General features: G+C 66.7%; 17 protein-coding genes, 1 tRNA gene and 1 pseudogene. 11 read left to right on the top strand and 8 right to left on the bottom strand.

Annotated features, from left to right (window positions below; translation table 11 throughout):
• Positions 1–12: 12 nt before the first annotated feature.
• The gene (locus FBZ87_RS08150; RefSeq protein ID WP_145609861.1) at positions 13–384 is read right to left on the bottom strand and encodes a hypothetical protein; all 372 of its coding nucleotides are present in this window, start codon (positions 382–384) and stop codon (positions 13–15) included.
• Positions 385–643: 259 nt separating this feature from the next.
• On the opposite strand from FBZ87_RS08150, the gene FBZ87_RS08145 reads away from it, so the two are divergent.
• The 7 genes and pseudogenes from FBZ87_RS08145 (at position 644) to glgX (ending at position 13,945) form a co-directional block, all read left to right on the top strand.
• The gene (locus tag FBZ87_RS08145) at positions 644–1,267 is read left to right on the top strand and encodes a TetR/AcrR family transcriptional regulator (protein WP_145609860.1); all 624 of its coding nucleotides are present in this window, start codon (positions 644–646) and stop codon (positions 1,265–1,267) included.
• Between the two features lie 14 nt (positions 1,268–1,281).
• A complete protein-coding gene (gene mug, locus FBZ87_RS08140; protein WP_211106892.1) occupies positions 1,282–1,815 on the top strand; it encodes a G/U mismatch-specific DNA glycosylase in 534 nt (177 codons plus the stop codon).
• Positions 1,816–2,223: 408 nt separating this feature from the next.
• Positions 2,224–4,638, top strand: a complete 2,415-nt coding sequence (locus tag FBZ87_RS08135; protein ID WP_145610421.1) for a glycogen/starch/alpha-glucan phosphorylase — start codon at positions 2,224–2,226, stop codon at positions 4,636–4,638.
• A gap of 10 nt (positions 4,639–4,648) precedes the next feature.
• Positions 4,649–6,868 (top strand): 1,4-alpha-glucan branching protein GlgB, encoded by a 2,220-nt coding sequence (gene glgB, locus FBZ87_RS08130; protein WP_145609858.1) that lies wholly within the window; start codon positions 4,649–4,651, stop codon positions 6,866–6,868.
• A 129-nt stretch (positions 6,869–6,997) separates the two neighbouring features.
• Positions 6,998–8,227: pseudogene (glgC, locus tag FBZ87_RS08125) on the top strand (glucose-1-phosphate adenylyltransferase); the annotation flags it as partial.
• Positions 8,228–8,276: 49 nt separating this feature from the next.
• Positions 8,277–9,731, top strand: coding sequence for a glycogen synthase GlgA (gene glgA, locus FBZ87_RS08120; protein ID WP_145609856.1), 1,455 nt, complete (start codon positions 8,277–8,279; stop codon positions 9,729–9,731).
• On the top strand, positions 9,728–13,945 hold the full coding sequence (gene glgX / locus FBZ87_RS08115; RefSeq protein WP_145609855.1) for a glycogen debranching protein GlgX: 4,218 nt from the start codon (positions 9,728–9,730) through the stop codon (positions 13,943–13,945). The genes glgA and glgX overlap by 4 nt, the downstream gene beginning before the upstream one ends.
• 9 nt (positions 13,946–13,954) lie before the next feature.
• Here the strand turns inward: glgX and FBZ87_RS08110 are convergent, their stop codons facing one another.
• On the bottom strand, positions 13,955–14,590 hold the full coding sequence (locus FBZ87_RS08110; protein ID WP_145609854.1) for an NUDIX hydrolase: 636 nt from the start codon (positions 14,588–14,590) through the stop codon (positions 13,955–13,957).
• A gap of 300 nt (positions 14,591–14,890) precedes the next feature.
• Between FBZ87_RS08110 and FBZ87_RS08105 the strand changes: the two genes are divergently transcribed.
• The 4 genes from FBZ87_RS08105 to FBZ87_RS08090 all read left to right on the top strand — a co-directional run bounded on the left by FBZ87_RS08105 (position 14,891) and on the right by FBZ87_RS08090 (position 19,592).
• Positions 14,891–14,966: transfer RNA gene (locus tag FBZ87_RS08105), tRNA-Asn, on the top strand.
• 216 nt (positions 14,967–15,182) lie between these two features.
• Entirely contained in the window at positions 15,183–16,424 is a 1,242-nt protein-coding gene (locus FBZ87_RS08100) for a tyrosine-type recombinase/integrase (RefSeq protein ID WP_186454649.1), read from the top strand.
• 340 nt (positions 16,425–16,764) lie between these two features.
• Positions 16,765–18,189 (top strand): SMEK domain-containing protein, encoded by a 1,425-nt coding sequence (locus FBZ87_RS08095; RefSeq protein ID WP_145609852.1) that lies wholly within the window; start codon positions 16,765–16,767, stop codon positions 18,187–18,189.
• On the top strand, positions 18,186–19,592 hold the full coding sequence (locus FBZ87_RS08090) for an argonaute/piwi family protein (RefSeq protein ID WP_145609851.1): 1,407 nt from the start codon (positions 18,186–18,188) through the stop codon (positions 19,590–19,592). The genes FBZ87_RS08095 and FBZ87_RS08090 overlap by 4 nt, the downstream gene beginning before the upstream one ends.
• Positions 19,593–19,719: 127 nt before the next feature.
• Here the strand turns inward: FBZ87_RS08090 and FBZ87_RS08085 are convergent, their stop codons facing one another.
• From FBZ87_RS08085 to trbL, 6 genes are read right to left on the bottom strand one after another with little or no spacing between them, the layout of a single operon-like run.
• Positions 19,720–20,028, bottom strand: coding sequence for a DUF736 domain-containing protein (locus FBZ87_RS08085; protein WP_246134303.1), 309 nt, complete (start codon positions 20,026–20,028; stop codon positions 19,720–19,722).
• 2 nt (positions 20,029–20,030) lie between these two features.
• Complete coding sequence (locus FBZ87_RS08080; RefSeq protein WP_145609849.1) at positions 20,031–20,327, bottom strand: DUF2274 domain-containing protein; 297 nt, start codon at positions 20,325–20,327, stop codon at positions 20,031–20,033.
• A gap of 1 nt (position 20,328) precedes the next feature.
• Complete coding sequence (locus tag FBZ87_RS08075; RefSeq protein ID WP_145609848.1) at positions 20,329–21,549, bottom strand: TraB/TrbI/VirB10 family type IV secretion system protein; 1,221 nt, start codon at positions 21,547–21,549, stop codon at positions 20,329–20,331.
• Positions 21,546–22,547, bottom strand: a complete 1,002-nt coding sequence (gene trbG / locus FBZ87_RS08070) for a P-type conjugative transfer protein TrbG (RefSeq protein WP_145609847.1) — start codon at positions 22,545–22,547, stop codon at positions 21,546–21,548. Before trbG ends, FBZ87_RS08075 begins: the two co-directional genes overlap by 4 nt.
• On the bottom strand, positions 22,544–23,263 hold the full coding sequence (trbF, locus tag FBZ87_RS08065) for a conjugal transfer protein TrbF (RefSeq protein WP_145609846.1): 720 nt from the start codon (positions 23,261–23,263) through the stop codon (positions 22,544–22,546). Before trbF ends, trbG begins: the two co-directional genes overlap by 4 nt.
• Positions 23,264–23,267: 4 nt before the next feature.
• On the bottom strand, positions 23,268–24,458 hold the full coding sequence (gene trbL, locus FBZ87_RS08060) for a P-type conjugative transfer protein TrbL (protein WP_145609845.1): 1,191 nt from the start codon (positions 24,456–24,458) through the stop codon (positions 23,268–23,270).
• Between the last annotated feature and the right edge of the window lie 5 nt (positions 24,459–24,463).

Here is a 24,463-nt window from a genome sequence, read left to right as displayed (position 1 = left end):
GCCGGAACCAGGTCAATTGGGGGCCAGGCGGGCCTGGATCAGCGCGCCTTCCAGGTTGGCGGCACAGCGGGCATAGCCCGCGCTGCCGGGCAGCAGGCCGACCTCGGTGCAGGCGGAGCTGCCGCCGGGCGCACTGTGCCGCTCTGCAGGCAAGGCCACGGCCAATGCCTGTTCCAGCGTGGTGACGCAGGCGGCATAGTCCACGTCGTTGATCGTCAGGCCCAGGGTCTGGTGGCAGGTGTGCCGGACGGCGGCGGCGTCCCCGGCCGCGATCGGCGCGGTGGCCGCCGCGGCGAAGGCAGCCGGAGCGCCCAGAACCGCTGCCCCCGCCAGCACGGCGGCAGTGATGTATTTGATCGAATTAGACAAAGTCCGGGTATTCATGGCCTTTACTCCATGGTCGAGTGGGTCGGATTTTCAGTGGGGTGATCTTCAGCGTCGCCCATGACGGCGACGGGCAGTCGCCTCAGCCGGGGGGACTGGAGCCGGAATGCCGAGGCGCCGAATGGCGCGTCGGCGGCCCTTCACGTTGCGCGTTCATCATGGAACCTCTTTCAGGAAGGCGGCACTGCGCTGCCCTTGTTTTTGTACTGCTCAGTATATATATCCATCCCAAGACCCGCGTCAAAGGATTTTATGCGATATGGTACAAAAAAAAGATGGCGACGAAGCGAAGCGTCGCGGCCGCCCCCGCGCCTATGACCCGGAGGAGGCCCTTCGGCGAGCGATGGACGCATTCTGGAAAAGCGGCTACTCCGGCACCTCGCTCGATGACCTTTCCGCCGCGACAGGCATGAACCGGCCCAGCCTCTATGCCGCGTTCGGCGACAAGCGCTCGCTCTATCTCAAGGCGTTGGCTTATTATTGGCAGGTCGCCTTGGGCACCATGCGCGCCGATCTTGCCCAGGACAGGCCCTTGGCGGATTCGCTGATGCGGGCCTATGAGGGGGCCCTATCGATCTATTTTTCGGGAGACGATCGCCCACGCGGCTGTTTCGTGGTGGGCACCGCGGTCACGGAAGCGATGGAGGACGCCGAAATCAGAGAAAGCCTGATGACGGGCTTCCTGGAATTCGACGCGGACTTCGAGGCGCGGTTCCGGATGGCGCGGGACAATCGCGAGCTGCGGGAGGACGCGGACCCGGCCACGCTGGCGACGCTCGCGACCGCGGTGATGCACACCATCGCCATCCGGGCCCGGTCCGGCACCCCTCGCGCCGACCTTGCGGAATTCGCACGCAAGGCAGTCAGTGCCATTTGCGGATGACGGTAACATCGACATTGCCGGACATCCTGGCGCCCGACCTGGACGTCGTCTTCTGTGGCATCAACCCTGGCCTGGCCGCCGCGGCGGCCGGCCACCATTTCCTCGGCCGGGGGAACCGTTTCTGGCGTGTCATCCACCTCGCCGGCTTCACACCGGTGGAAATCCGGCCCGAGAACGACCGGTCGATCTTGCAGTACCGGTGCGGATTGACGGCCGTCGTTGATCGCCCAACGGCCCAGGGGGCGCAGGTGGCGGTGCAGGAGTTCGTCGCCGCGACCGCACGCTTCGAACGAAAGATCACGCATTATGCGCCACGCTTTGTCGCCTTCCTGGGAAAGGCCGCCTATGCCGCCCTGTCCGGCCAGGCCGCCCCCGCGTGGGGCCCTCAGAAGCAACTTTTTGGCGGGGCGACCGTGTGGGTTTTACCGAATCCCAGTGGGCGGAACCGGGCCTTTACCGTCGAACAGTTGGTAAGCGCCTACCGCCGTCTCCATCGGGCGGTGGCCGAAGACCGGCAAAGCGGCATGCCTCTTGCCACCCGGCCATAGGCGCGCCGTCCGTCGTGATTCGGCCGCGCCGCCCCTGGCCTCATGCCCCACCCCCGGTATCCGCGATGGAACCAGCGGGCAGGGATGACGGTTGCCACCGCCGAGACCACCGTCCGCGGCCCCCATTTCCATTTCCCGACAGGGCGTCGCATGGCGGCGCGTCCCCCGCAAAATATTGTCATATCAAAGAGGTGACGCGGGCGGGTGGCGGCCTATCTGATGGTGTCGGTCAATATTGCCGCGGTGCAACAGACATGCAAAGCTGATGCGGCGATGTCTTGCTTCGAAAGGAATGACAGCGTGATCGACCAGCCTGTCCCGTCCGTCCCCCCAGAAGACTCCGTCCAGGCAGACCCCGTCCCTATCGCTGATGAAGCGGCGCCGCCGGCGCCCGTGGACCGTGACACGATGCGCGCGGCCATCGTCGCCAAGCTGATGTACGCGGTCGGCAAGAATCCCGAGGTCGCCAGCCAGCGCGACTGGTTCATCGCCACCACGCTGGCGGTGCGCGACCGCATCGTCGACCAGTGGATGGCTTCCACCCGCGCGACCTACGAATCCAAGCGCAAGCGGGTCTATTACCTGTCGCTGGAATTCCTGATCGGCCGCCTGCTGGTCGACGCCCTGATGGAAACCGGCCTGACCGAGCCGGTGCGCCAGGCGCTGGACGACCTGGGTGTGGACCTGGATCAGCTGCGCAAGATCGAGCCGGACGCGGCCCTGGGCAATGGCGGCCTGGGCCGCCTGGCCGCCTGCTTCATGGAAAGCATGGCGACCCTGCAGATCGCGGCCCACGGCTACGGCATCCGCTACGACCACGGCCTGTTCCGCCAGGTGATCAAGGACGGCTGGCAGCGCGAATATCCGGAAAACTGGCTGACCTTCGGCAACCCCTGGGAATTCGAGCGGCCCGAGGTCGACTATTCCGTGGGCTTCGGCGGCACCGTGGAGACGGTGGAGGTCAGCGAGGAGATCACCCGGCACTACTGGCGGCCGGAGGAGACGGTGGACGCCATCGCCTTCGACACGCCGGTCCCCGGCTGGCGGGCGCGCCACGTCAACACCCTGCGCCTGTGGTCGGCGCGCGCGCCGGACGCTCTGCGGCTGGACGCCTTCAATCAGGGCGACCACGTCGGCGCCCTGGCCGCCCGCGTGCGGCTGGAGGCCATCTCCAAGGTGCTGTACCCCAGCGACGCCACCCCGGCCGGCCTGGAACTGCGCCTGCGGCAGGAGTACTTCTTCGTCTCCGCCTCGATGCAGGACATCATCCGCCGCCACAAGCAGCACCATGGCGAGCTGGAACTGCTGCCCGAGAAGGTGGCGATCCAGCTGAACGACACCCACCCGGCCATCGCCATCGCCGAGCTGATGCGCGTGCTGATCGACCTGGAGGATTTCGGCTGGGACGAGGCGTGGGAGATCACCAAGGCCGTCTTCTCCTACACCAACCACACCCTGCTGCCGGAGGCGTTGGAAAGCTGGCCCGTCCCGTTGATGGAACGCTTGCTGCCCCGCCACATGCAGATCATCTACATGATCAACGCCCGCCACCTGGACCTGGTGCGGTCGAAGGGCGAGCATGACGGCGGCGTGCTGTCGGAACTGTCGCTGATCGACGAGAGCCACGGCCGGCGCGTGCGCATGGGCAACCTGGCCTTCATCGGGTCGCACAAGATCAACGGCGTGTCGGCCCTGCATTCCGACCTGGTGCAGCGCACCCTGTTCTATCAGCTGAACCGCTTTTATCCCGGCCGCATCGTCAACAAGACCAACGGCATCACCTTCCGCCGCTGGCTGTTCGAGGCCAACCCCGGCCTGACCGAGCTGCTGGTCGATTGCTGCGGCTCGCGGGTGATGGACGACCCGGCCGCCCTGATCGACTTCGAGAAGTACGCCGGCGACGCGGGCGTGGTGGACCGCTTCCGCGCCATCCGGCGGGCCAAGAAGGCGGAGCTGGCCGGCCTGATCCGCCGCCGGCTGGACGTGTCGGTCAGCCCCGACGCCCTGTTCGACGTGCAGATCAAGCGCATCCACGAGTACAAGCGCCAGCTGCTGAACATCCTGGAGATCGTGGCGCTGTACGACGCCATCCGCGCCAACCCCGGCGGCAACTGGGTGCCGCGGGTGAAGATCTTCGCCGGCAAGGCCGCCGCCAGCTATCACCAGGCCAAGCTGATCATCAAGCTGGCCAACGACGTGGCCCGGCTGGTCAACCGCGACCCGGTGGTGCGCCGCCTGCTGAAGGTGGTGTTCCTGCCCAACTACAACGTCAGCCTGGCGGAGGCCATCATCCCCGCCGCCGACCTGTCGGAGCAGATTTCCACCGCCGGCATGGAGGCGTCGGGCACCGGCAACATGAAGCTGGCGCTGAACGGTGCGCTGACCATCGGCACGCTGGACGGCGCCAATGTCGAGATCAAGGAGCATGTCGGCGACGACAACATCTTCATCTTCGGCCTGACGACGGAACAGGTGGAAGAACGCCGGCGCAAGGGCATCGACATGAGCGACGTCATCGCCGCCTCCCCCCTGCTGGAGGAGGTGCTGGACGCCGTCGGCGCGGGTGTCTACTCCCCCGGGGAGCCGGGCCGCTTCGGCGACCTGGTGAACAGCGTCCGCCACCACGACTATTTCATGGTGGCCGCCGACTTCGACGCCTATTACGCCGCCCAGCGCGCCGTCGATGCCCGCTGGCAGGACACGGCGGCGTGGTGGCGCTCGGCCATCATCAACACGGCGCACATGGGCTTCTTCTCGTCCGACCGGGCCATCGCCGAATACGCGACGGACATCTGGGGCCTGCCGGCCCCCCGCATTGGTTGAGGGAGGCCTGATGGCGCGGACCAAAGGCGAGGCATCCTGGACCGCCCGGCAGGAGGACATGGACGCCTTGCTGGGCGCCCGGCACGACGATCCCTTCGGCGTGCTGGGGCCCCACGTGTCGGAGCGGGGTGTCACCATACGCGCCTTCGTGCCCGGGGCGGAAACGGTGGAGGCGGCGACCCCCGACGGCACCCTGGTCCTGCCGCTGACCCGTGTGCATGACGCCGGCCTCTTCGAAGGCCGGGCCGCCCGGCGCAAGCGCCCCTTCCGCTACCGCCTGCGCTGCGCCAACGCCGGCGGCGCCTGGGAGTTCGACGACCCCTACAGCTTCGGCCCCCTGTTGGGCCCCATGGACGACTATCTGTTCGCCGAAGGCACGCACAAGCGGCTGTATGAAAAGCTGGGCGCCCATCTCAAGACCCACGAGGGCGTGGACGGCGTGCACTTCGCCGTCTGGGCCCCCAACGCCCGCCGGGTGTCGGTGGTGGGCGACTTCAACGGCTGGGACGGACGGCGCCATCAGATGCGGCGGCGGCTGGACAGCGGGGTGTGGGAGATCTTCGCCCCCGGCCTGGGCCAGGGTGCCGTCTACAAGTACGAAATCGTGGGACCCGACGACACCGTGCTGCCGCTGAAGGCCGACCCCTTCGGCTTCGCCAGCGAGTTGCGCCCCTCCACCGCCTCCGTTGTCACCCGCACCGACAATTTCACCTGGGCTGACGACGCCCACATGGCGCACCTCAAGACCATGGACGCGCGCCGCTCGCCCATCAGCATCTATGAGGTGCACCTGGGATCCTGGCGGCGGGGTGACGGCAACCGCTATCTGACCTGGGATGAGCTGGCGGACCAGCTGGTGCCCTATGCCGCCGACATGGGCTTCACCCACCTGGAATTCCTGCCCATCTCGGAATTCCCTTTCGACCCCTCCTGGGGCTACCAGCCCATCGGCCTGTTCGCCCCCACCGCCCGCTTCGGCACGCCCGACGGCTTCGCCCGGCTGGTGGACCGCGCCCACCGCGCCGGCTTGGGCGTGCTGCTGGACTGGGTACCCGCCCACTTCCCCACCGACGTGCACGGCCTGGCCCGGTTCGACGGCACCGCGCTGTACGAACATGCCGACCCGCGCCAGGGCTTCCACCCCGACTGGAAGACCGCCATCTACAATTTCGGCCGGCATGAGGTGGTGAACTACCTGGCGGCCAACGCCCTCTACTGGATCGACCGCTTCCACGTCGACGGGCTGCGCGTGGACGCCGTCGCCTCCATGCTCTACCTCGACTATTCCCGCAAGGACGGGGAGTGGATCCCCAATCGCGAGGGCGGCAACCAGAACCTGGAGGCGGTGGCCTTCCTGCAAGCCGTCAACACCCTGGTCTATGGCGAGCATCCGGGCGCCATGACCGTGGCGGAGGAGTCCACCTCCTGGCCCGGCGTGTCGCAGCCCACCTACGCCGGCGGCCTGGGCTTCGGCTTCAAATGGAACATGGGCTGGATGCACGACACCCTGGAATACGTGTCCAAGGAACCGGTCCACCGCAAATGGCACCATGACAAGCTGACCTTCGGCCTGCTCTACGCCTTCTCGGAAAACTTCGTCCTGCCGCTCAGCCACGACGAGGTGGTCTACGGCAAGCGCTCCATCATCGAGAAGATGCCGGGCGACGACTGGCAGAAGTTCGCCACCGCCCGCGCCTACTACGCCTTCATGTGGGGGCATCCCGGCAAGAAGCTGCTGTTCATGGGCCAGGAGTTCGGCCAGCGTGCCGAATGGAATTTCCAGCAGAGCCTGGACTGGCACCTGCTGGCCTATCCGGCGCATGAGGGCCTCCGCCGCCTGGTGCGCGACCTGAACGCCGGCTACCGCCGGGAACGCGCGCTGTATGAGACCGATTGCGTGCCCGAGGGATTCCGCTGGATTGTCGCCGACGACAAGGACCAGTCGGTGTTCGCCTTCCTGCGCTTGGGCGGCGAGGGCGCGCGGCCCGTGGCCGTGCTGTGCAACTTCACCCCCGTGCCGCGGCCGAACTACCGGGTGGGACTGCCCAAGGCGGGCCGATGGCTTGAGATTCTCAATACCGATGCCGGCGGCTATGGCGGCACCGGCATGGGCAACCTGGGGGCGGTGACGGCCACCGACCAGCCCGCACACGGCCTGCCGGCCTCGGCCGTGGTGACCTTGCCGCCCTTGGCCACCCTATGGCTGGCTCTTGACGAGCATCAAAGCTAAGCGACGGATAAAACTTGATAATTTCAGGCGGCGCGAATAGCCGCCCCAGGGAGGAAGAACGTGACAGGACCCGCGAAGCGTTTCAATAGGGCAACCAGCGATCGTCACGCCGGCCGCGGTCCCCTCGCCCGACATGCCATGGCCTATGTGCTGGCGGGCGGGCGCGGGTCGCGCCTGATGGAATTGACGGACCGGCGGGCCAAGCCGGCGGTCTACTTCGGCGGCAAGTCGCGCATCATCGACTTCGCCCTGTCCAACGCCCTGAACTCCGGCATCCGCCGCATCGGCGTTGCCACGCAGTACAAGGCGCACAGCCTGATCCGGCACCTGCAGCACGGCTGGAACTTCTTCCGCCCGGAACGGAACGAGAGCTTCGACATTCTGCCCGCGTCCCAGCGCGTGTCGGAAGAGCACTGGTATGAGGGCACGGCCGACGCCGTCTACCAGAACCTGGACATCATCCAGGACTATGAGCCCCGCTACATGGTCATCCTGGCCGGCGATCACATCTATAAGATGGACTACGAGTTGATGCTGCAGCAGCACGTCGACTCCGGCGCCGACGTCACCGTGGGCTGCCTTGAGGTCAGCAAGGAAGAGGCCAAGGGCTTCGGCGTCATGCATGTGGATGCGGAGGACCGCATCATCTCCTTCGTGGAGAAGCCCAAGGATCCACCCACCATGCCGGGGTCCACGGACCGCTGCCTAGCCTCGATGGGCATCTATGTCTTCAACACCGAGTTCCTGTTCGACCAGCTGCGCCGCGACGCCGCCACGCCGGGATCCAGCCGCGATTTCGGCAAGGACATCATCCCCTACATCGTGAAGCACGGGAAGGCGGTGGCCCACCACTTCTCCCGCTCTTGCGTGCGCTCCAGCTCTGAGGCCCAGCCCTATTGGCGCGACGTCGGCACGGTGGATGCCTATGCCGAGGCCAACCTGGACCTGACGGACCTGGTGCCGGGCCTGGACCTTTACGACCAGGACTGGCCCATCTGGACCTACAGCGAGATCACGCCACCCGCCAAGTTCGTCCATGACGAGGAGGGCCGGCGCGGCCAGGCCATTTCCTCCCTGGTGTCGGGGGGCTGCATCGTCTCCGGCGCATCGCTGAAGCGGGCGCTGCTGTTCACCGGGGTGCGCATCAATTCCTTCTCCTCCGTGGAAAACGCCGTGCTGCTGCCCTATGTCGATGTCGCCCGGTCGGCCCGGCTGACCAATGTCGTCGTCGACCGCGGCGTCCACATCCCCACCGGCCTGGTAGTGGGCGAGGATCCGGAGGAGGACGCGCGCCGCTTCCGGCGCAGCGCCAACGGCACCTGCCTCATCACCCAAGCCATGATCGACCGCCTCGCTTGATTTGCCTGCCCTGATCGCCTGCCCTGATCGCCTGAAGGACTGATGCCCCATGCCGATTTCCGTGCTCTCGGTCGCCTCGGAGGTGTTTCCCCTGATCAAGACCGGGGGGCTGGCGGATGTGGTGGGGGCCTTGCCCGGGGCGCTGGCGGCCGAGGACGTGGCCGTCACCACCCTGGTGCCGGGCTACCCCGCCGTGACCGAGGCCCTGCAGGACGGGCAGGAGGTGCATGCCTTCGCCGACCTGTTCGGCGGGCCGGCACGGCTGGTGGCCGGCACGGCCCACGGCCTGGACCTGATCGTGGTGGACGCCCCGCACCTGTATGCACGGTCGGGCAACCCCTACATCGGCCCGGACGGGCGCGACTGGCAGGACAACCCCCTGCGCTTCGCAGCGCTGTCGCGCGCCGCGGCGGAGATCGGCCTGGGCCGGGGCGGCGTGCCCCAGCCCGACATCGTCCACGCCCACGACTGGCAGGCCGGCCTGACCCCGGCCTATCTGGTCTATGACGGCTGGCAGCGGCCGGCCACGGTGATGACGGTGCACAACCTGGCCTTCCAGGGCCAGTTCGAAGCGACGCTGCTGCCCCGCCTGGGGCTGCCGGCGCACGCCTTCAACATGGAGGGTGTCGAGTATTACGGTGCGGTGGGCTACCTGAAGGCGGGACTGCAGCTGGCCGACCGCATCACCACCGTGTCCCCCACCTACGCCCAGGAAATCCGGGGGCCCGACGCCGGCATGGGCCTGGACGGCCTGTTGCGCGCCCGGGCGGGTCAGCTGAGCGGCATCATCAATGGCGTCGACACCGCCATCTGGGACCCAGCCGCCGACCCCTTCCTGCCCGCCCCCTTCTCGCCCAAGCAGATGAAGGGCCGGGCGGCCGCCAAGGCCGCGCTGCAGGAGCGCTTCGGCCTGGCCACCAACCCCAACGCCCTGCTGTTCGGCGTGGTCAGCCGCCTGTCCTGGCAGAAGGGGCTGGACCTGCTGCTGGAGGCCATCCCCACCCTGATCGCCGCCGGCGGCCAGCTGGTGCTGCTGGGCGCCGGCGAGGCCGCGCTGGAGCGCGGCTACCGCAACGCCGCCGCGGCCCACCCCGGCCGCATCGGCTGCGTCATCGGCTATGACGAGCCGCTGGCCCATCTGATCCAGGCGGGGGCGGAGGCGCTGATCGTGCCCTCGCGGTTCGAGCCCTGCGGCCTGACCCAGCTGTACGCCCTGCGCTATGGCGCCATCCCTGTCGTCTCCAGCGTCGGCGGCCTGGCCGACACCATCATCGACGCCAACGAGATGGCACTGGCCAGCGGCGTGGGCACGGGCCTGCGCTTCCAGCCGACCACCACCCTGGCGCTGGAGGGGGCCATCCAGCGCGCAGCCGCCCTGCATGCCGACCAGACGGTGTGGAAGCGCCTGCGCCGCAACGCCATGGCGACGGATGTGTCCTGGACCAATCCGGCCCGCCGCTACGCCGCCCTGTACCGCGACCTGCTGGGGAACCGCGCATCGTGAGCGTCCGCCGCCCCGCCGATGGCCCCGGCACCCCCGAGCCGCTGGGCGTCACCCTGACGGCGCACGGCATCAACGTCGCCGTCCATTCCGCCCACGCCACCGCCATTGAGCTGTGCCTGTTCGACGCGGGAACCGAAGGCGAGGCGCCGACTGAAACCGTCCGCGTCGCCCTGACGGAGCGTACGGGCGACGTCTTCCATGGCTTCGTGCGGGGCATCCGCGCGGGGCAGCGCTATGGCCTGCGGGCCCATGGCCCCTTCGATCCCCGCGCCGGCCACCGCTTCAACCCGGCCAAGCTGCTGCTGGACCCGCACGCCACCCGGCTGGACGGGCCTTTCCTGCCCCATCCCGCCCAGTTCGGCCACAAGCCGGGGGAGCCGGACGCCGACTTGGCCGCCGACGCGGTGGACAGCGCCCCCTTCGTGCCCAAGGCGCTGGTGGAGGGGCCGTTCGATCCCGGCCCGGTGACGCGCCCGCGCGTACCCTGGGGCCGCACCGTGATCTACGAATGCCACCTGAAGGGCTACACTGCCCTGCATCCTGAGGTGCCGGAGGCGCTGCGCGGCACCTTCGCCGGGCTGGGCCACCCGGCGGCGGTGGACTACCTGAAGCGGCTGGGCGTCACCACGCTGGAAATCCTGCCAGCCATGGCCTGGGCGGACGAACGCCACCTGGCGCCGCTGGGCCTCCGCAACGCCTGGGGCTACAACCCCATCGCCTTCTGTGCGCCCGATCCTAGGCTGGCACCGGGCGGGTGGGCGGAGGTGCGCGCCGCCGTGGCCGCCCTGCATGCCGCCGGCATCGAGGTCATCCTGGACGTGGTGCTGAACCACTCCGCCGAATCCGACGAACTGGGTCCCACCCTCAGCCTGCGCGGCCTGGACAACGCCAGCTACTACCGCCTGCGCCCCGATGATCGCCGCTATTATGTGAACGACACCGGCTGCGGCAACACCTTGCCTGTCGAGCGGCCGGCAATGATGCGGCTGGCGCTGGACGCGCTGCGCACCTGGGCGACCCGGGCTGGCCTGGACGGCTTCCGCTTCGATCTGGCCGCCACCCTGGGACGGACGGACAGTGGCTTCGACCCCAACGGCGCCTTCCTGTCCGCCCTGTCCCAGGATCCGCTGCTACGCGACCTGAAACTGATCGCGGAGCCGTGGGACATCGGCCCCGGCGGCTACCGTCCCGGCGGCTTCCCCGCCGGCTGGGGCGAATGGAACGACCGCTTCCGTGACGACGTGCGCCACTTCTGGCGGGGCGACGGCCACAAGCTGGGGGCGCTGGCCACCCGGCTGGCGGGGTCCGCCGATCTGTTCGGGGCCAAGCGCAGACCTTCGCGCAGCATCAACTTCATCGTCGCCCATGACGGCTTCAGCCTGGCCGATTTGGTGAGCTACCAGGCCAAGCACAACGAGGCCAATGGTGAGCACAACCGCGACGGCACGGACGACAACTCCAGCTGGAACCATGGGGTGGAAGGTCCCAGCGACGATCCGGCCGTGATCTCCGCCCGCCGCCGCGACATGCGGGCCCTGATCGCCACGCTGACGGTGGCGCGGGGCACGCCCATGCTGGGCATGGGGGCGGAGGCGGGACGCACGCAGGACGGCAACAACAACGCCTACGCCCAGGACAACCGCCTGAACTGGCTGGACCATGGCGCCATCGATGCCAGCCTGTACGATTTCACCCGTCGCGTCATCGCCTTGCGGCAGGCACACCCGGCCCTGCGCGCCGACCACTTCCTGACCGGTGAACCGGATACGGCCGGCGTGCCCGACGTGGAATGGCTGCGCGCCGATGGGCACGCGCTGTCCGGCGGCGACTGGGATGGCGAGGGCCCGCTGGTCGCGGTCTTCGCCGCACCGGCCGGGACGGGCGACATCGACCGCGTGGCCGTCATTGTCAACCGCGCCTGGGAGGCACGGACCATCACCCCGCCGTGGAACCGCACCGGCCACGGCTGGCGCCGCGTCCTGGATAGCGGCACCGAGGCCGACGGCGATGGCGACGACACCCCCGTTGACGGCCCCTTCCCCGTCGGGCCGCGCAGCGTTCTGGTCCTGGCGGAGCAGCCGGCCGACGAAGGCCGCCGGCGCTCCCCGCCCACAGCCGACCTGCTGGACCGCTACGCCCGCGCCGTCGGCATCGCGCCGGACTGGTGGGATGAGATGGGCGGCCACCATCCCGTGCCAGACCAGACCAAGCGCGCGCTGCTGGGCGCCATGGGCCTGGACGCGGAAACCCTGGGCGCTGTCCGCGACGGGCTGGAACGGCTGTCCGAAGAGGGACCGTTCCGCCCCCTGCCTCGCACCGTGGTGGGCACGGCCGCGCGACCGCTGCGCCTGGTGGTGCCCCTACCGGACATGCCGGCGCTGGACCTGGCGCTGCGGCTGGAGGACGGGACGGCCCGCATGCTGAAGGTGGCGCTGGATGGCCGGCGCCTGCCCGTCACCGCCCCGGACGGGCGCCGGTGCACGATGGTGGAGGTGACGTTGGACGCCTTGCCGGCGGGCGTGCACCGGCTCTGCCTGGCCAACAGGCCGGAGATCGCGGCCACCCTGGTGGTCGCCCCGCCCCGGGCCTACCAGCCGCCGACCCTGGTCGGCGCGCCGCGCTTCGGCATCGGCGCCCATCTCTACGCCCTGCGACGCGCGGGCGACCAGGGCGTGGGCGACTTCACCACCCTGGCGCGGCTGGGTGCCGGCGCGGGCGCGCAGGGCGCCGCCACCGTCGGCATCAACCCCCTGCACGCGTTGTTCGGTGGGGACCGCGACCGCGCCAGCCCCTACCAGCCGTCCGATCGCCGTTTCCTGGACCCCCTCTACATCGACCTGGCCGACCTGGGCGAGGCCGATCCCGCCGGCGCCGCCGCCGCCACGGTGGCGGCCGAGGGGGCGGCGTTGGACCAGCTGTCGGCCCGGCGGGCCATCGACTATCCGGGGGTGTGGGCCTTGAAGCGCCGGGCCTTGGCCGCTGCCCATGCCGGCTTCCGTGACCTGACACGGCGGCAGCCGGACCACGCCCTGGCGCGGGACCTCGCCGCCTTCGTCCACGCGGGCGGCGAAAGCCTACAGCGCTTCGCCCGGTTCGAGGCCTTGGCCGAGATGCATGCCGGCCCTTGGGCGCATTGGCCCGAAGTGGCGCGTGTGGCGGACGCCCCCGTCGCCCCGGAGGGCATGGACTTTTCCCTCTGGCTGCAATGGCTGGCCGACCGCCAGCTGGCCGCAGCCGACCAGGCCGCCCGCCAGGGCGGGCTGCAACTGGGCTTCTACCGCGACCTGGCGGTGGGGGCCGCCTTCGACGGGGCCGAGACCTGGGGGAATAGGGCGGAATTCGCGCTGGACGCCTCTATCGGCGCGCCGCCGGACCTGTTCTCGGCCGAAGGCCAGGTGTGGAACCTGCCGCCGCCCAATCCCCTGGCGCAGGAAGCCAATGCTGGCGCCGCCTTCGCGGAGTTGCTGGCCGCCAACATGCGCCATGCCGGCCTGCTCCGCATCGATCATGTCATGGGCCTGAAACGCCTGTTCTGGGTACCCAAGGGGGCCGCCGGCCGCGACGGCGCCTATGTGGCCGCCCCATTCGACCTGCTGCTGGCGCGCACGCTGCTGGAAAGCCAGCGGGCCGGGGTGGTCGTGGTGGGGGAGGATCTGGGCACCGTACCCGAAGGCTTCCGCGAACGGCTGGGCGAGGCCGGCATCCTGTCCTATCGCGTGCTGTGGTTCGAGCGGGAGGACGGGCGCTTCCGTGACCCGGCGCGCTGGCCGGCCAACGCCGCCGCCTGCGTCTCCACCCACGACCTGCCAACCCTGGCCGGATGGTGGGTGGGGGCCGACATCGCCGAAAAGCACGCCCTGGGCCTGCTGGATGACGCGGGCGAGGCCCAGGCCCGGGCCGCCCGGAGGGAGGAGAAGCGCGGGCTGCTGGACCAGCTGGTGGGCGCGGGCCTGCTGACCGACGGCGGGGATCTGGACGGAGAGCTGGACGACACCCTGGCCGCGGCCATCCACGCCTTCGTCGCGGCGGCGCCCTCAACCCTGATGCTGGCACAGGTTGACGACCTGGCCGGCGAGGTGGACGCCGTGAACCTGCCCGGCACGGACCGGGAGCGGCCGAACTGGCGCCGCCGCCTGGCCCCAGACGTGAACACACTGCTGTCCACCAGCCGCAGCCGCGCCATCATGGCAGCGGTGGCGCGGGAGCGCCGGTAGGGCCACCGCCTATCCGGCGAACCCGGCCGCCACCAGGGGCGCCAGATCGGGTGGCAGCGTGCCTTCCAGGTGCATGAGGCGCACCCGCAGCAGGGCGGCGATGGTCATGGCATCGAGAATCCCGCCCGACAGCGCCATGTCCAGCGCCGCGCGCAGGGGCAGGCGGCGGATGGTCAGTTGCTCCGTCTCATCCGGCGCCACCGGAACCTCAGTCAAATCCCACGCCAGATAGAGATGGGCATGCTCGTTGCCGACGCTGTTGGACATGTCCATGCGTTGGATTTCCAGCCAGCGGCCGGCGCGCAAGCCCGCCTCCTCCCGCAGTTCCTCGGCGGCGCCGGCCAGGGGTCCGATCGCCTTGGGACCCGCCAGGGGTATGCCGCCCTCCACCATTTCCCAGCTGTAGCGGCCGGCGCCGAAGCGCCACTGGCCGACCAGCCAGGTGTCGCCGTTGGCCGCCACGGGCAGGACGCCCACCGCCACGGTGGCGAACTCCACCGTGCCGAAGATGCCCGGGCTGCCGTCGGGGCGCAGGACCTCATGATGGAACACGCGCAGCCATGGGGTCTCATACCGCAGGTCGCGCGACAGCACGGTCCACGGGTTCTGCTCGGACGATGGCGGCGGGCGGGCGGGGTCGGACATGGGCTTTCGGATTCCTGATGGGGCATCGGCCCTAGGGATACGGCAAACGGCGCCGGGGTTCACCCCCTATCCGGCGATGCGCCATCATCCATTGCTTCGGCCACCACCCGCAAAGGACTGTTTTCCAAGCTTTTCCCGAAGGGGGCACCCCGCCCCCACCCCTCTCCATCCGGGGTCCGCCATATTTTTTTCGATTTTGCCAAACAAAGGGGTTCCCATCCCAAAAACGCTTTGCTATATCACCGCCCACCGCAGCGCCGCTGACTGATCGGTCAGACGAAAACGAAGCAGGCGCGCTGATCCCAGGTAGCTCAGCCGGTAGAGCAGGTGGCTGTTAACCACCGGGTCGGGGGTTCGAGTCCCTCCCTGGGAGCCAATAGAGCCCCCGGAACCGCAAGGTTCCGGGGGTTTTTCTTTGCCTAACGGGCTACCATCCCCTTGATCCACATGGAATTTCTGGCACGTCGTCGCACCGGGGCGTAGGCTGGCGCAGGTGGTCCAACGAGGGCCGCTGTACGGAATTGTTGGTATGTTTGTTGGTAGAGCACGCCCCCTGTTGGTATCCTGAGATACCAACAGAAAGGTGATTGCCATGCCTCTCACCGACATGAAATGCCGCATGGTTCGGCCATCTCCCAAGGTCCAGAAGCTTTCGGACGGCGGCGGGCTGCAGCTGTGGATACAGCCGACAGGCGGCCGCCTGTGGCGCCTGGCCTACCGGTTCGACGGCAAGCAGAAGCTCCTCGCCCTCGGCGCCTACCCAGCCGTATCGCTCGGCGATGCCCGGAAGGCCCGCGACGAAGCCAAGCAGCTGCTGCGCGACGGAATCGATCCCTCTTCCGACAAGAAGACGCGGAAGGCCGAGGAGGAAGGTGAGACGTTCCGGGGAATCGCCCGGGAGTACATCGCCCGCCTTGAGAAGCAAGGGCGCGCCGACGCCACCATCACCCGCACCAAGCGCCTACTGGAAAGCACCTACCCTTCCCTAGGCGCCCTCCCCCTGAAGGATATCGACACCCCTGCGGTCCTGAAGGTCCTTCGCCTGGTGGAGGATCGCGGTCACTATGAAACTGCCCGCCGGCTCAAGTCGACCATCGGCTGCATCTTCCGTTACGCCATGATCACCGCCAGGGCGGCCTCTGACCCAACCCTCCCCCTCGCCGGCGCGTTGATTCGACCAACGGTGACACCCCGAGCCGCCATCACCGAACCCAAGGCCTTCGGCACCCTTCTTCGAGCCGTTGATACGTTCGAGGGCCAGGTGGGGACGCGGGTGGCGCTGCAACTCATGGCCTTGCTCTTCCCCCGGCCCGGGGAGCTGCGCCTAGCGGTCTGGCCGGAGTTCGACCTGGAGAAGGGCGTGTGGGACATCCCAGCAAGCCGCATGAAGATGCGGCGCCCGCACCGGGTCCCCCTGCCCCGACAAGCAGTCGCCCTCCTCCGGCATCATCGCGAAACCACCTCGGCCGGCCTCTACCTGTTCCCAGGCATCCGAACCGCCGCACGGCCCATTTCCGATGGCACCCTGAACGCCGCTCTGCGCCGCCTGGGCTATGAGAAGGAAGAGGTCACACCCCATGGCTTCCGGGCGACCGCGTCCACGCTGCTGAACGAGTGCGGGAAATGGCATGCGGACGCCATTGAGCGACAGCTTGCCCACGTGGAGAACAACGACGTCCGTCGCGCATACGCCCGAGCGGAATATTGGGATGAACGAGTCCGGATGATGCAGTGGTGGGCCGATTATCTCGACAGTCTCAAAAAGACCGGCTCTCGGTCGCCCCCTCCGAAACAGAGAAAAAGCCCCCCGTTCGGAGCCGGAGCACTATCTTAAACCCGATCCACCTCCAAAAGTTGATCATCCTGTCGCCGATGTCCCATTCCAATACCTATTATGACTTGACGCATCCAGCGAAGATTTCGACCAATATGGACCGAAAGCAAACTGTCTGATCCTAGGTCGTCGCTAGAAAAATTTCAGTCTGCAACCAACAAACCTCCGGTCATCGAACGGCTTGCACATAAAATATTGCTTCCGGATAAGTTTGCTGTTCAGGTGCTCGCCAGCATGAACCGTAGCGGCCTGACGTTTGCCAATCGTCAACGTCGTTCCCTCTTGACATGTTCCCGCTGCGTTCCCATTGCTAAAGGGAGGCTTAGTGGAGCGGGATGGAATGCGGCAGCTCGATGTAGAGAACAAACTTCGCGATGTTGTTAGTCGGATAATGCTGCAGGTCGAGTTGGCGACATCGCAGGGTCGCACGGACATTAATTTGGCCTTGGAGGACGCATTCATACCTATCCTCAGGCCGGTGTATAACCTGCCCCAGCTTATCAATCTCAACCGGAAGCAGAAGAATTTCCCAGGAATCGACCTAGGTGATGACCATGATCGCGTCTGTTTCCAAGTCACCTCAACCACCTCGCTCGACAAGGTGAAGGCAACAGTCCGCCAGTTCATGGATCGCTCGTACTTCAACAGCTTTGATGAACTGTATGTTCTGACCCTCACGAAGAAGCAGGCATCCTACAGCCAGGCTGCAGTCAACGAGCTCGTTGGTGCTCGCTTTGCATTCAACTGCAAGAAGCACATTATCGACCTGGTCGATTTACTCAGCCTCGTCGCAGCGTTGCGCATCACCGCCCAAGAGCGTGTTCTGGAAGAATTTCAGCGGATACTTGGCGAAGTCGATGCCTACATAGCATACAGCTCGGACAGCATTCCTAAACCAACGGCCATCACCACCAACCTCCAGCGTATTCGCCTACCGCAGGCCGTCTATGTCGGGGAACTCACGATCAACGACAAGGAGGTGATCGAGCAGGCGCGTAATTCTCTATCTTATCAGGGCAAGGCGCGGAGCAGAAGTTCGGTAGTAAAGATGGCCCTCCTCCTCAACGACGTCCACACGGATGCCTGGGTTTGCCACGACAATAAGCTCTTTGCCTTTCACGACATGAAGACAAGCGGCCTGATCGGCATTGTGGACGAAGGGTCAGTTGAGCGGCTGGACGTTTCTGACCTCGCGGACTCCACCGAAATCGATAACGTCAACGTCCTTAAACAGTTGCTTATTGCCGAGGCCCGAGAACTGCTCAAGGCGCGACATGTGCGCATGCAGCCCAAAGACCGCTTCTTTTACTTCATTGCCACTGAGGAGGGACAGACAGAACGCAAGGAGTCCTGGATTGGGAAGCAGAAAGCGATCCGACGTGTGTACTTCGCCAGACCATCGAAGAAGGACACCACCAAGGTCGCACACCACCAGCACCTCTCGTTCGAGCTAACCTTCGCAAAGCTCGACGACAGCTGGTACGCGCAAATTGTGCCGAGTTGGTTCTACTCCTTCGACGGTTTCCGTGCGTCGAACTGGCACGACGACCTTCTCTCACAGCAGAAGCGGCTCGAGAGAAATTCCAGCGTCCGCAACCAGGTTCGCTTCATCGCCTATTTTCTTACAGCCAGCGGCGACGAGGAAGGCCTCGTCTTTGAGCCCCTCATTGAATTCGACGTCGGTGAGGATACCGACGACGTTGCCGACGATCTTGACGATACAGACATCAGCGACGACGCTGACAAACGAGAAACCGCAGCATGAAGCTCACCACCCTCGCAGAGCCGCTTCTCGAGTTCGGCACAGGCACCCACATTTGCCCGCGCACCGGTATCGAACACATGGGAGTATACGACCAGCGCGACGAACTGCGCCGCACAGAGCTGCGTATCGGGGTCGTCGGCCGCGGCGAGGGCGTTGACCTGCTCGACGAATGGCTAGCTCAGTGCCGCAGTGGCATCGAGCGGAAAAAGGAGTCGCAGCTGCTCAACCTCTTCCGCGGCTTCGGTGGTATCAATCAGAACTACGGCTTCCTTACTCGACTCATTAACTCGCCCCAATATACCCGCACGCTGCAGAAGTCCGAAGTCACCGCCGTCGTTAAGCTTTCATCGCGCGCCGAACGTGTCGAACGTGCCGTTGAACTCTACTATGAGCAGATCCGCTTCCTCGCCGAGAACCGTTCAGTGGACGTCATCGTCTGCGTCGTTCCCAATGAGATGTTTGATTCTATCACAGCCTCAAGCGGCGACGAGGACGAGGAAAGCGAACTTGAGCACAACTTCCGCCGCATCCTTAAGGCGAGGTGTATGCATCTCGGCACACCGTTGCAGTTAGTGCGCGAGAAAACAATTCTCATCACAAAACAGGTCGGCGAGCAGCAGGACCCCGCTACTAAAGCATGGAACTTCTGCACCGCTCTCTATTACAAGGGCAATCGGACCATCCCGTGGCGCCTTGTTGAGGACACGGCCAAGCTGCGCTCCTGCTACATCGGCATTGGCTTCTACAAGAGCCGCGACGGCGAGACTATTTCGTCCAGCCTAGCCCAGGTCTTCGACGAATTCGGCCACGGCATCATCCTGCGCGGCACTCCTGTCTCTATCGACAAGCGCAACCGCCATCCCTACCTCAGCGAGGATCAGGCCTACGAACTACTGCGCGATGCGCTCGAAGAGTATGATCGTGCCCTCCAGCATATGCCTGCCCGTATCGTTATTCATAAGTCGAGCCATTTTCGCGACAGCGAGCGTAAGGGTTTCCTGCGCGCCCTTAACGAGAAGGGCATCCGTTCAAAAGACTTCGTCGCCATCATAGACACCGACATTCGTCTCTTTGGCGATGGTGACTATCCACCCAAGCGCGGCACCATGCTCGCAATCTCCGAGGCCGAGGGCGTTCTCTATACGCGTGGCACCGTCGACTTCTATAAGACCTACCCCGGCGCTTACATCCCCAAGCCCCTCAAGGTCACTGTTTACGAGCAAGACTCCTCCCTCGAGAGCCTATGCGGGGAGATTCTTGGCCTTACCAAAATGAACTGGAACAACACCCAGATGGATGGCCGCCTGCCGATCACGCTGGAGTGCGCACGAAAGATCGGCGATATCATGAAGTACGTCAGCCCCACAGAGAAGCCACAGGTCAGCTACAGCTTCTACATGTGACCACCCGCCCCGTACTTAAAGACTGCCGCTGGACCACCGATGGTTTTCGCGGGGACGTCGGCGAACGTCCGCTTTTGGCTGTTAGGTGGATGTACTTCCATGACCGTATGGGGACGCAAAGCAGAAGTTAACGTCGGCTCCAGACCAACTGCGCGGAGGCGCCATCCTCGCTCGGGAACAGCGCGGCACTGAGCGGTTCCGCCAAGCTGGGATCGTCGAGGCGCAGCCGCAGATAGGAGCGCTGATCATTAGCGGCCTGCGCTTCCCAAGCATCCCCGACGCGGTAATAGCCGATCAACACTCGGAAGGCCGGCGCGTTGACTTGTTCTCGGTTGTCGTTGGGAACCAAGCGGACCTTGGCGTTGATCAACAGGGTATGGATGGTGCCAGTCCAGCCGCCGTCCTTAGCGAGGATAAAATGCCCGATGACGCTCATGTTCAATCCTCCGGGTTTGAGGGGACGATGGTTTCGGAAGCGGATGCTTTGCCGCGGCCGCGACGGGGGCCGGCGACCTCGGCCATGGGCAATTCCTCCCGCTGCGCCTTGGCATAGGCGCGGTCGCTGTCGAGGAAGGCATCCAGCATGAAGGGGACCAGTTCGGCGACCGCCTCGGTCTCGCCATAGGTGGCGCGGTAGAGGGCGGCGTAGCCCTGGAGCCGCTGGTGGAGCTCGGGGCTCAGGGTGACAGTCAGCCGGACGGGCGTGCGGTCCGGCAGTTTCGCGAGCTTCAGCATGTCAGCCTCCGCGACAGGGGGAGAGTACCAGGTCCTTGTGGACGATGACCCGCAGCGGCCAACCGGCCCGCACGGTGAGGGTCGGCTGGATGTTCAGGTTCTTCTCAACGATGCGTTGGCCCGCCCGGTCGGCGTTCTGCTGGGTCGATTCCCGCAGCGCGCGGACCAGGTCGCTCTCGTTACTGCCGGAACTGATCTGGGTGCCCACCCCCAGCAGGGTGGCCATCCCGACGCCGGCCAGCAGCCGGCCGGTGTGATAGTCGACCTCATCCTCCAGCCCCGCCTGCCCGGCCGCGTCGGTGGCCGGGAGGTTGTCGATCTCGAGGGAGGACGCATCCGGCAGGATGATCCGCTGCCAGACCAACAGGGCCCGGCTTTGGCCAAAGGCCACCACACTGTCGTAGCGGCCGATGAGCCGGGAGCCCTGGGGGATCAGCAGGAAGCGCCCGGTCGCCGTGTCATAGACGTTCTCCGTCACCTGGGCCGTCACGAGCCCGGGCAGGTCGGAGTTGAGTGCCGGGAGCAAGGCCGCCGCGATGATGGTTCCGGCCAGGACGGTGTAGGGTGATCGGGGTTTCTGCAAAGCGTGCGGATTTTCCGTGCCGCTGCCATTCTTGCGGGTGACGAAGTCCAGCTTGCGCTGCTGGTTGTTCTGGTCGCGGTCGGGGTCCAGAGCCAAGCGATCCCCCTCCCCGCTATCCTGCTGGGGCTTTGCCCCCGCCTCCACGTTCGTGTCGGCGCCGGCACGAGCAGCAACGGGAGAGACCTGGCCGACACGAAAGAAGATGCCCGACTCCCGGGCCTGTACGGCTTGGCTCGCCCGGCGTTGCCGTTCGGCCTCCGCGGCGCGGTCGCCGTTAGTCGCCGACGTCAAGCCTAGCTGCTGCTGGTGCTCCAGCATGGGCCGGCCCAGGTCGCCGGGGAGCGGCGGCCCTAGCACGGGGGTATCAGGCTTCACACGGCTATAGTCGCCGGGCAGAGCGGCGAGCCCATCAGCAACCGGCTTGCGCTCCGTGCTGTACAGCTCCTCCTGCTTGCCGCCAGCCCGCGGCGTCGCTCCACGCAGCGCAAATATCGTCACCGCCAGAATGACCGCTGAACCCGCGGCGGCGACGCCGATCAGCAGGCCACGGCGGAAGCGCACGATACGGCGAGGCCGAGCGCGCAAGGCCAACTCGCCCGGATCAACCTTGCCTGGCTCCGGCGGGGTTGGCGCGGTCATGGCTGTCCTCCGTCACCGGTGGAAGCCGTGCCGGCCGCCGGGCCATCGGTGCGGCTGATGCGGACCACCTGCTGGGGATCGGCGCCCAGGCGCAGCTCAGCGGCACCGAACAGCCGGTCGACAATGTAGTAGGCATCGCGTACCCGGTAGTTGACCAGCTGGCCATCGCCGCTGGGCCCGACGACGAACAGCGGCGGCGCCTCGCCCTGGTCGAGACGGCGGGGAAACGCGATGTAAACCTTGTGGCCGTCATCGAAGGCCCGCAACGGACGCCAGGGCGGAGTGTCGCCTGAAATAGCGTATCGAAAATGTAGGTCCTGCAGCGCAACATCGGCAGTCACCGGCGCGCCAGCTTCCGCCTCGGCACTGCGCCGCTGGAGCTTCAACAGCTCGTCCTGCGGGTAGGTCCAGGAGACGGCAGCCATCGCTGTCTTGGCCGTGCTCTCCAGCTGGAGATGATAGACGCGGCGGTCGGTGGCGATCAGCAGGTTGGTATGCAGGCCAGGGGCGAAGGGCTTGACCAGGACATGCACCCGCTTCTCCGCACCGGAGCCGCTGGTGGTGTCGCCGATCACCCAGCGCACCGTATCGCCGGCCGAGATCGCCGAGAGGGTTTCCCCCGGCTGCAGCGCAAGGTCGCTGACCTGTTCCGGTGCCGTGTAGAGCCGATAGAGGGCGCCCTCCGTGTAGGGATAGACCTGCACCGCGTTGAGGTAGCCCAGGGACGCTGGCTCCTGCATTGCCGCCGCATTGGCCGCCGCCACCCGGGCAACCGGCGGGCGGGCATCGGGTACCAATGGCGTGGGCTCCGGCAGCAGTTGGCCAGGCAAAGGTAGCGGCACCGGGATTTGCACCACCTCCACCGGTTTGATCGGCGCCGGTTCGATCGCCGCCGGGTGCGGTTCTTCCCGGTCATAGGAGATGGCCGGCGGCGGCTTGGGCGTGGAGCACGCCGCCAAGGCCGAGGCGGCGATGGTGAGCAAGGCAAGGCGCTTCATGGCTCCCTCCTTTCCAGGGACTGGGCGGGTGTGGTGTCAAGGTCGCGGGACCAGTCGATGGCGTTGACGAACAGGCCTAGCGGGTTCTTGGCCAAGGCGTCGGTGGTGCGCGGGGGCTGGACGACGACGCCGAGGATGGCGGTCCAGTGGTCGGTCCGGGCCAGGCTGCCGCGCTCGAAGACCTGCTCGGTCCATTTGATCTGGAAGGAGCGGTCGGAGGCGCGGACAACGCTGGTCACCTGGACGGAGACGCCGCGTGTGCCGATCTGGCCGAAGGGATCGGCCGTCCTGGCATAGTCGTTGAGAAACAGGGCGGCGCGGTCGGTGGCGAAATCGTAGACCGCCAACCAGTTCTGCCGGACCACCACCGGGTCGACGGAGATCGAACGGGCCTTGGTAATGAAGCGCGCCAGATGCCAGGCGATCTGGGGATCAGAAGGCTGATAGTCCCGGGCCGCCGGCGCCACGGCCCGGGCCTCCCCCAACCGGTCCACCTCGACGACATAGGGTGCCACGCGGCTTTGGGCCGATTGCCAGACCAAGCCGACGGCGAGGCCACCGGAGAGGGTCAGGCAGCCGAAGGCCATCAGGCGCCAGTTGCGGGCCTGGACCCGGGCCGTGCCGATGCGCTCGTCCCAGAGCTGGGCCGCCTTCTGGTAGGGCGTAACCGGCTCCGGCGTGCGGCCGTAGCGTTGCGGGGATCGTTTGAACAGCATGGGTTTAACCATCCTTCTGATCGAGGGAGGGATTGGCGGCGGCACCGGGCCGCTCGCCTTCTTGGATGGAATGGGCGGTGGCCCGGGCCGCGTGGTCGGCACGCATGCGGCTGGCCCAGGCTGGGGGTGAACCGGAGGAAGTGGAGTTCGGGGACGATCCACGCCCGCCAGCACCGGAAGTACCGCCGGGCGTGCCTGTGCTGGTGCCGCCGGCGGTTGCTTGCCCCGTATGGCCGGCGGCATTGCCGCCGGAGCCCAAGGCAGAACCGGCCCGCAGGTCCGCCAGTGCCGCTCCGAACGTCATCCTGGCCCCGGCCACCGTGGCGCCGCCGACCAGCACCAAGGTGCCAGCGGCCGCCCCCACGGTTCCCAGCGCAGCGCCAGCGCCCAACTGCGGCGCACCGGAGACCAGGCCGGCCGCGACACCGGGACCAAAGATGCCCAGGCCCAGCAGCGCCAATGAGGCCAGGACCAGCGACAAGGCGGCGGCCATGTCCGGCGGCTGGCCGTTGAGCGCACTGGTGAAGGTGCTGAAGAAGCCGGAGCCGATGCCGACGACGATGGCCAGCACCATGATCTTGATGCCGGAGGAGATGACGTTGCCCAGCACGCGCTCCGCCAGGAAGGCGCTCTTGCCCCAGAGGGCGAAAGGCACCAGCACGAAGCCGGCCAGGGTGGTCAGCTTGAACTCCAGGACGCTGATGAACAGCTGCACCGCCAGGATGAAGAAGGCGACGATCACGAACAGCCAGGAAACCAGCAGGACGAAAATGGTGGGCGCGTTGACGAACAGCTCGGGGAAGCCGCCCAGGGCCACCACCTCCTCCAGCAGGGGATGGGCGGCCTGGAAGCCCACCCCCGCCAGCTTGCCCGGCCGCAGCAGGTCGGTCGCGGTCAGGCCGCTGCCGGAGGCGTGCAGGCCCAAGCCGGCGAAGCTGTCGTAGATGACGCCGGCGAGGTGCTGGAAGTTGTTGAGGATGAGGGCGAAGGTCCCGACATAGAGCACCTTGCGCAGCAACCGCCCCGCGATGTTGGCCTCGCCATCCAAGGCCCAGTACAGGCCGGCCAGGGTGATATCAATTCCCGAGAGGACGGTGGTCAGGAAGGCGACGTCGCCGGACAGGAGGCCGAAGCCGCTGTCGATGTAGCGGCTGAACGTCTCCAGGAAGCTGTCGATGATGTTGAGGTCGCTCATCACGC

The organism is Nitrospirillum amazonense (assembly GCF_007828035.1).
Lineage (GTDB): Bacteria > Pseudomonadota > Alphaproteobacteria > Azospirillales > Azospirillaceae > Nitrospirillum > Nitrospirillum amazonense.
This window is presented reverse-complemented; position numbering and strand designations above follow the sequence as displayed.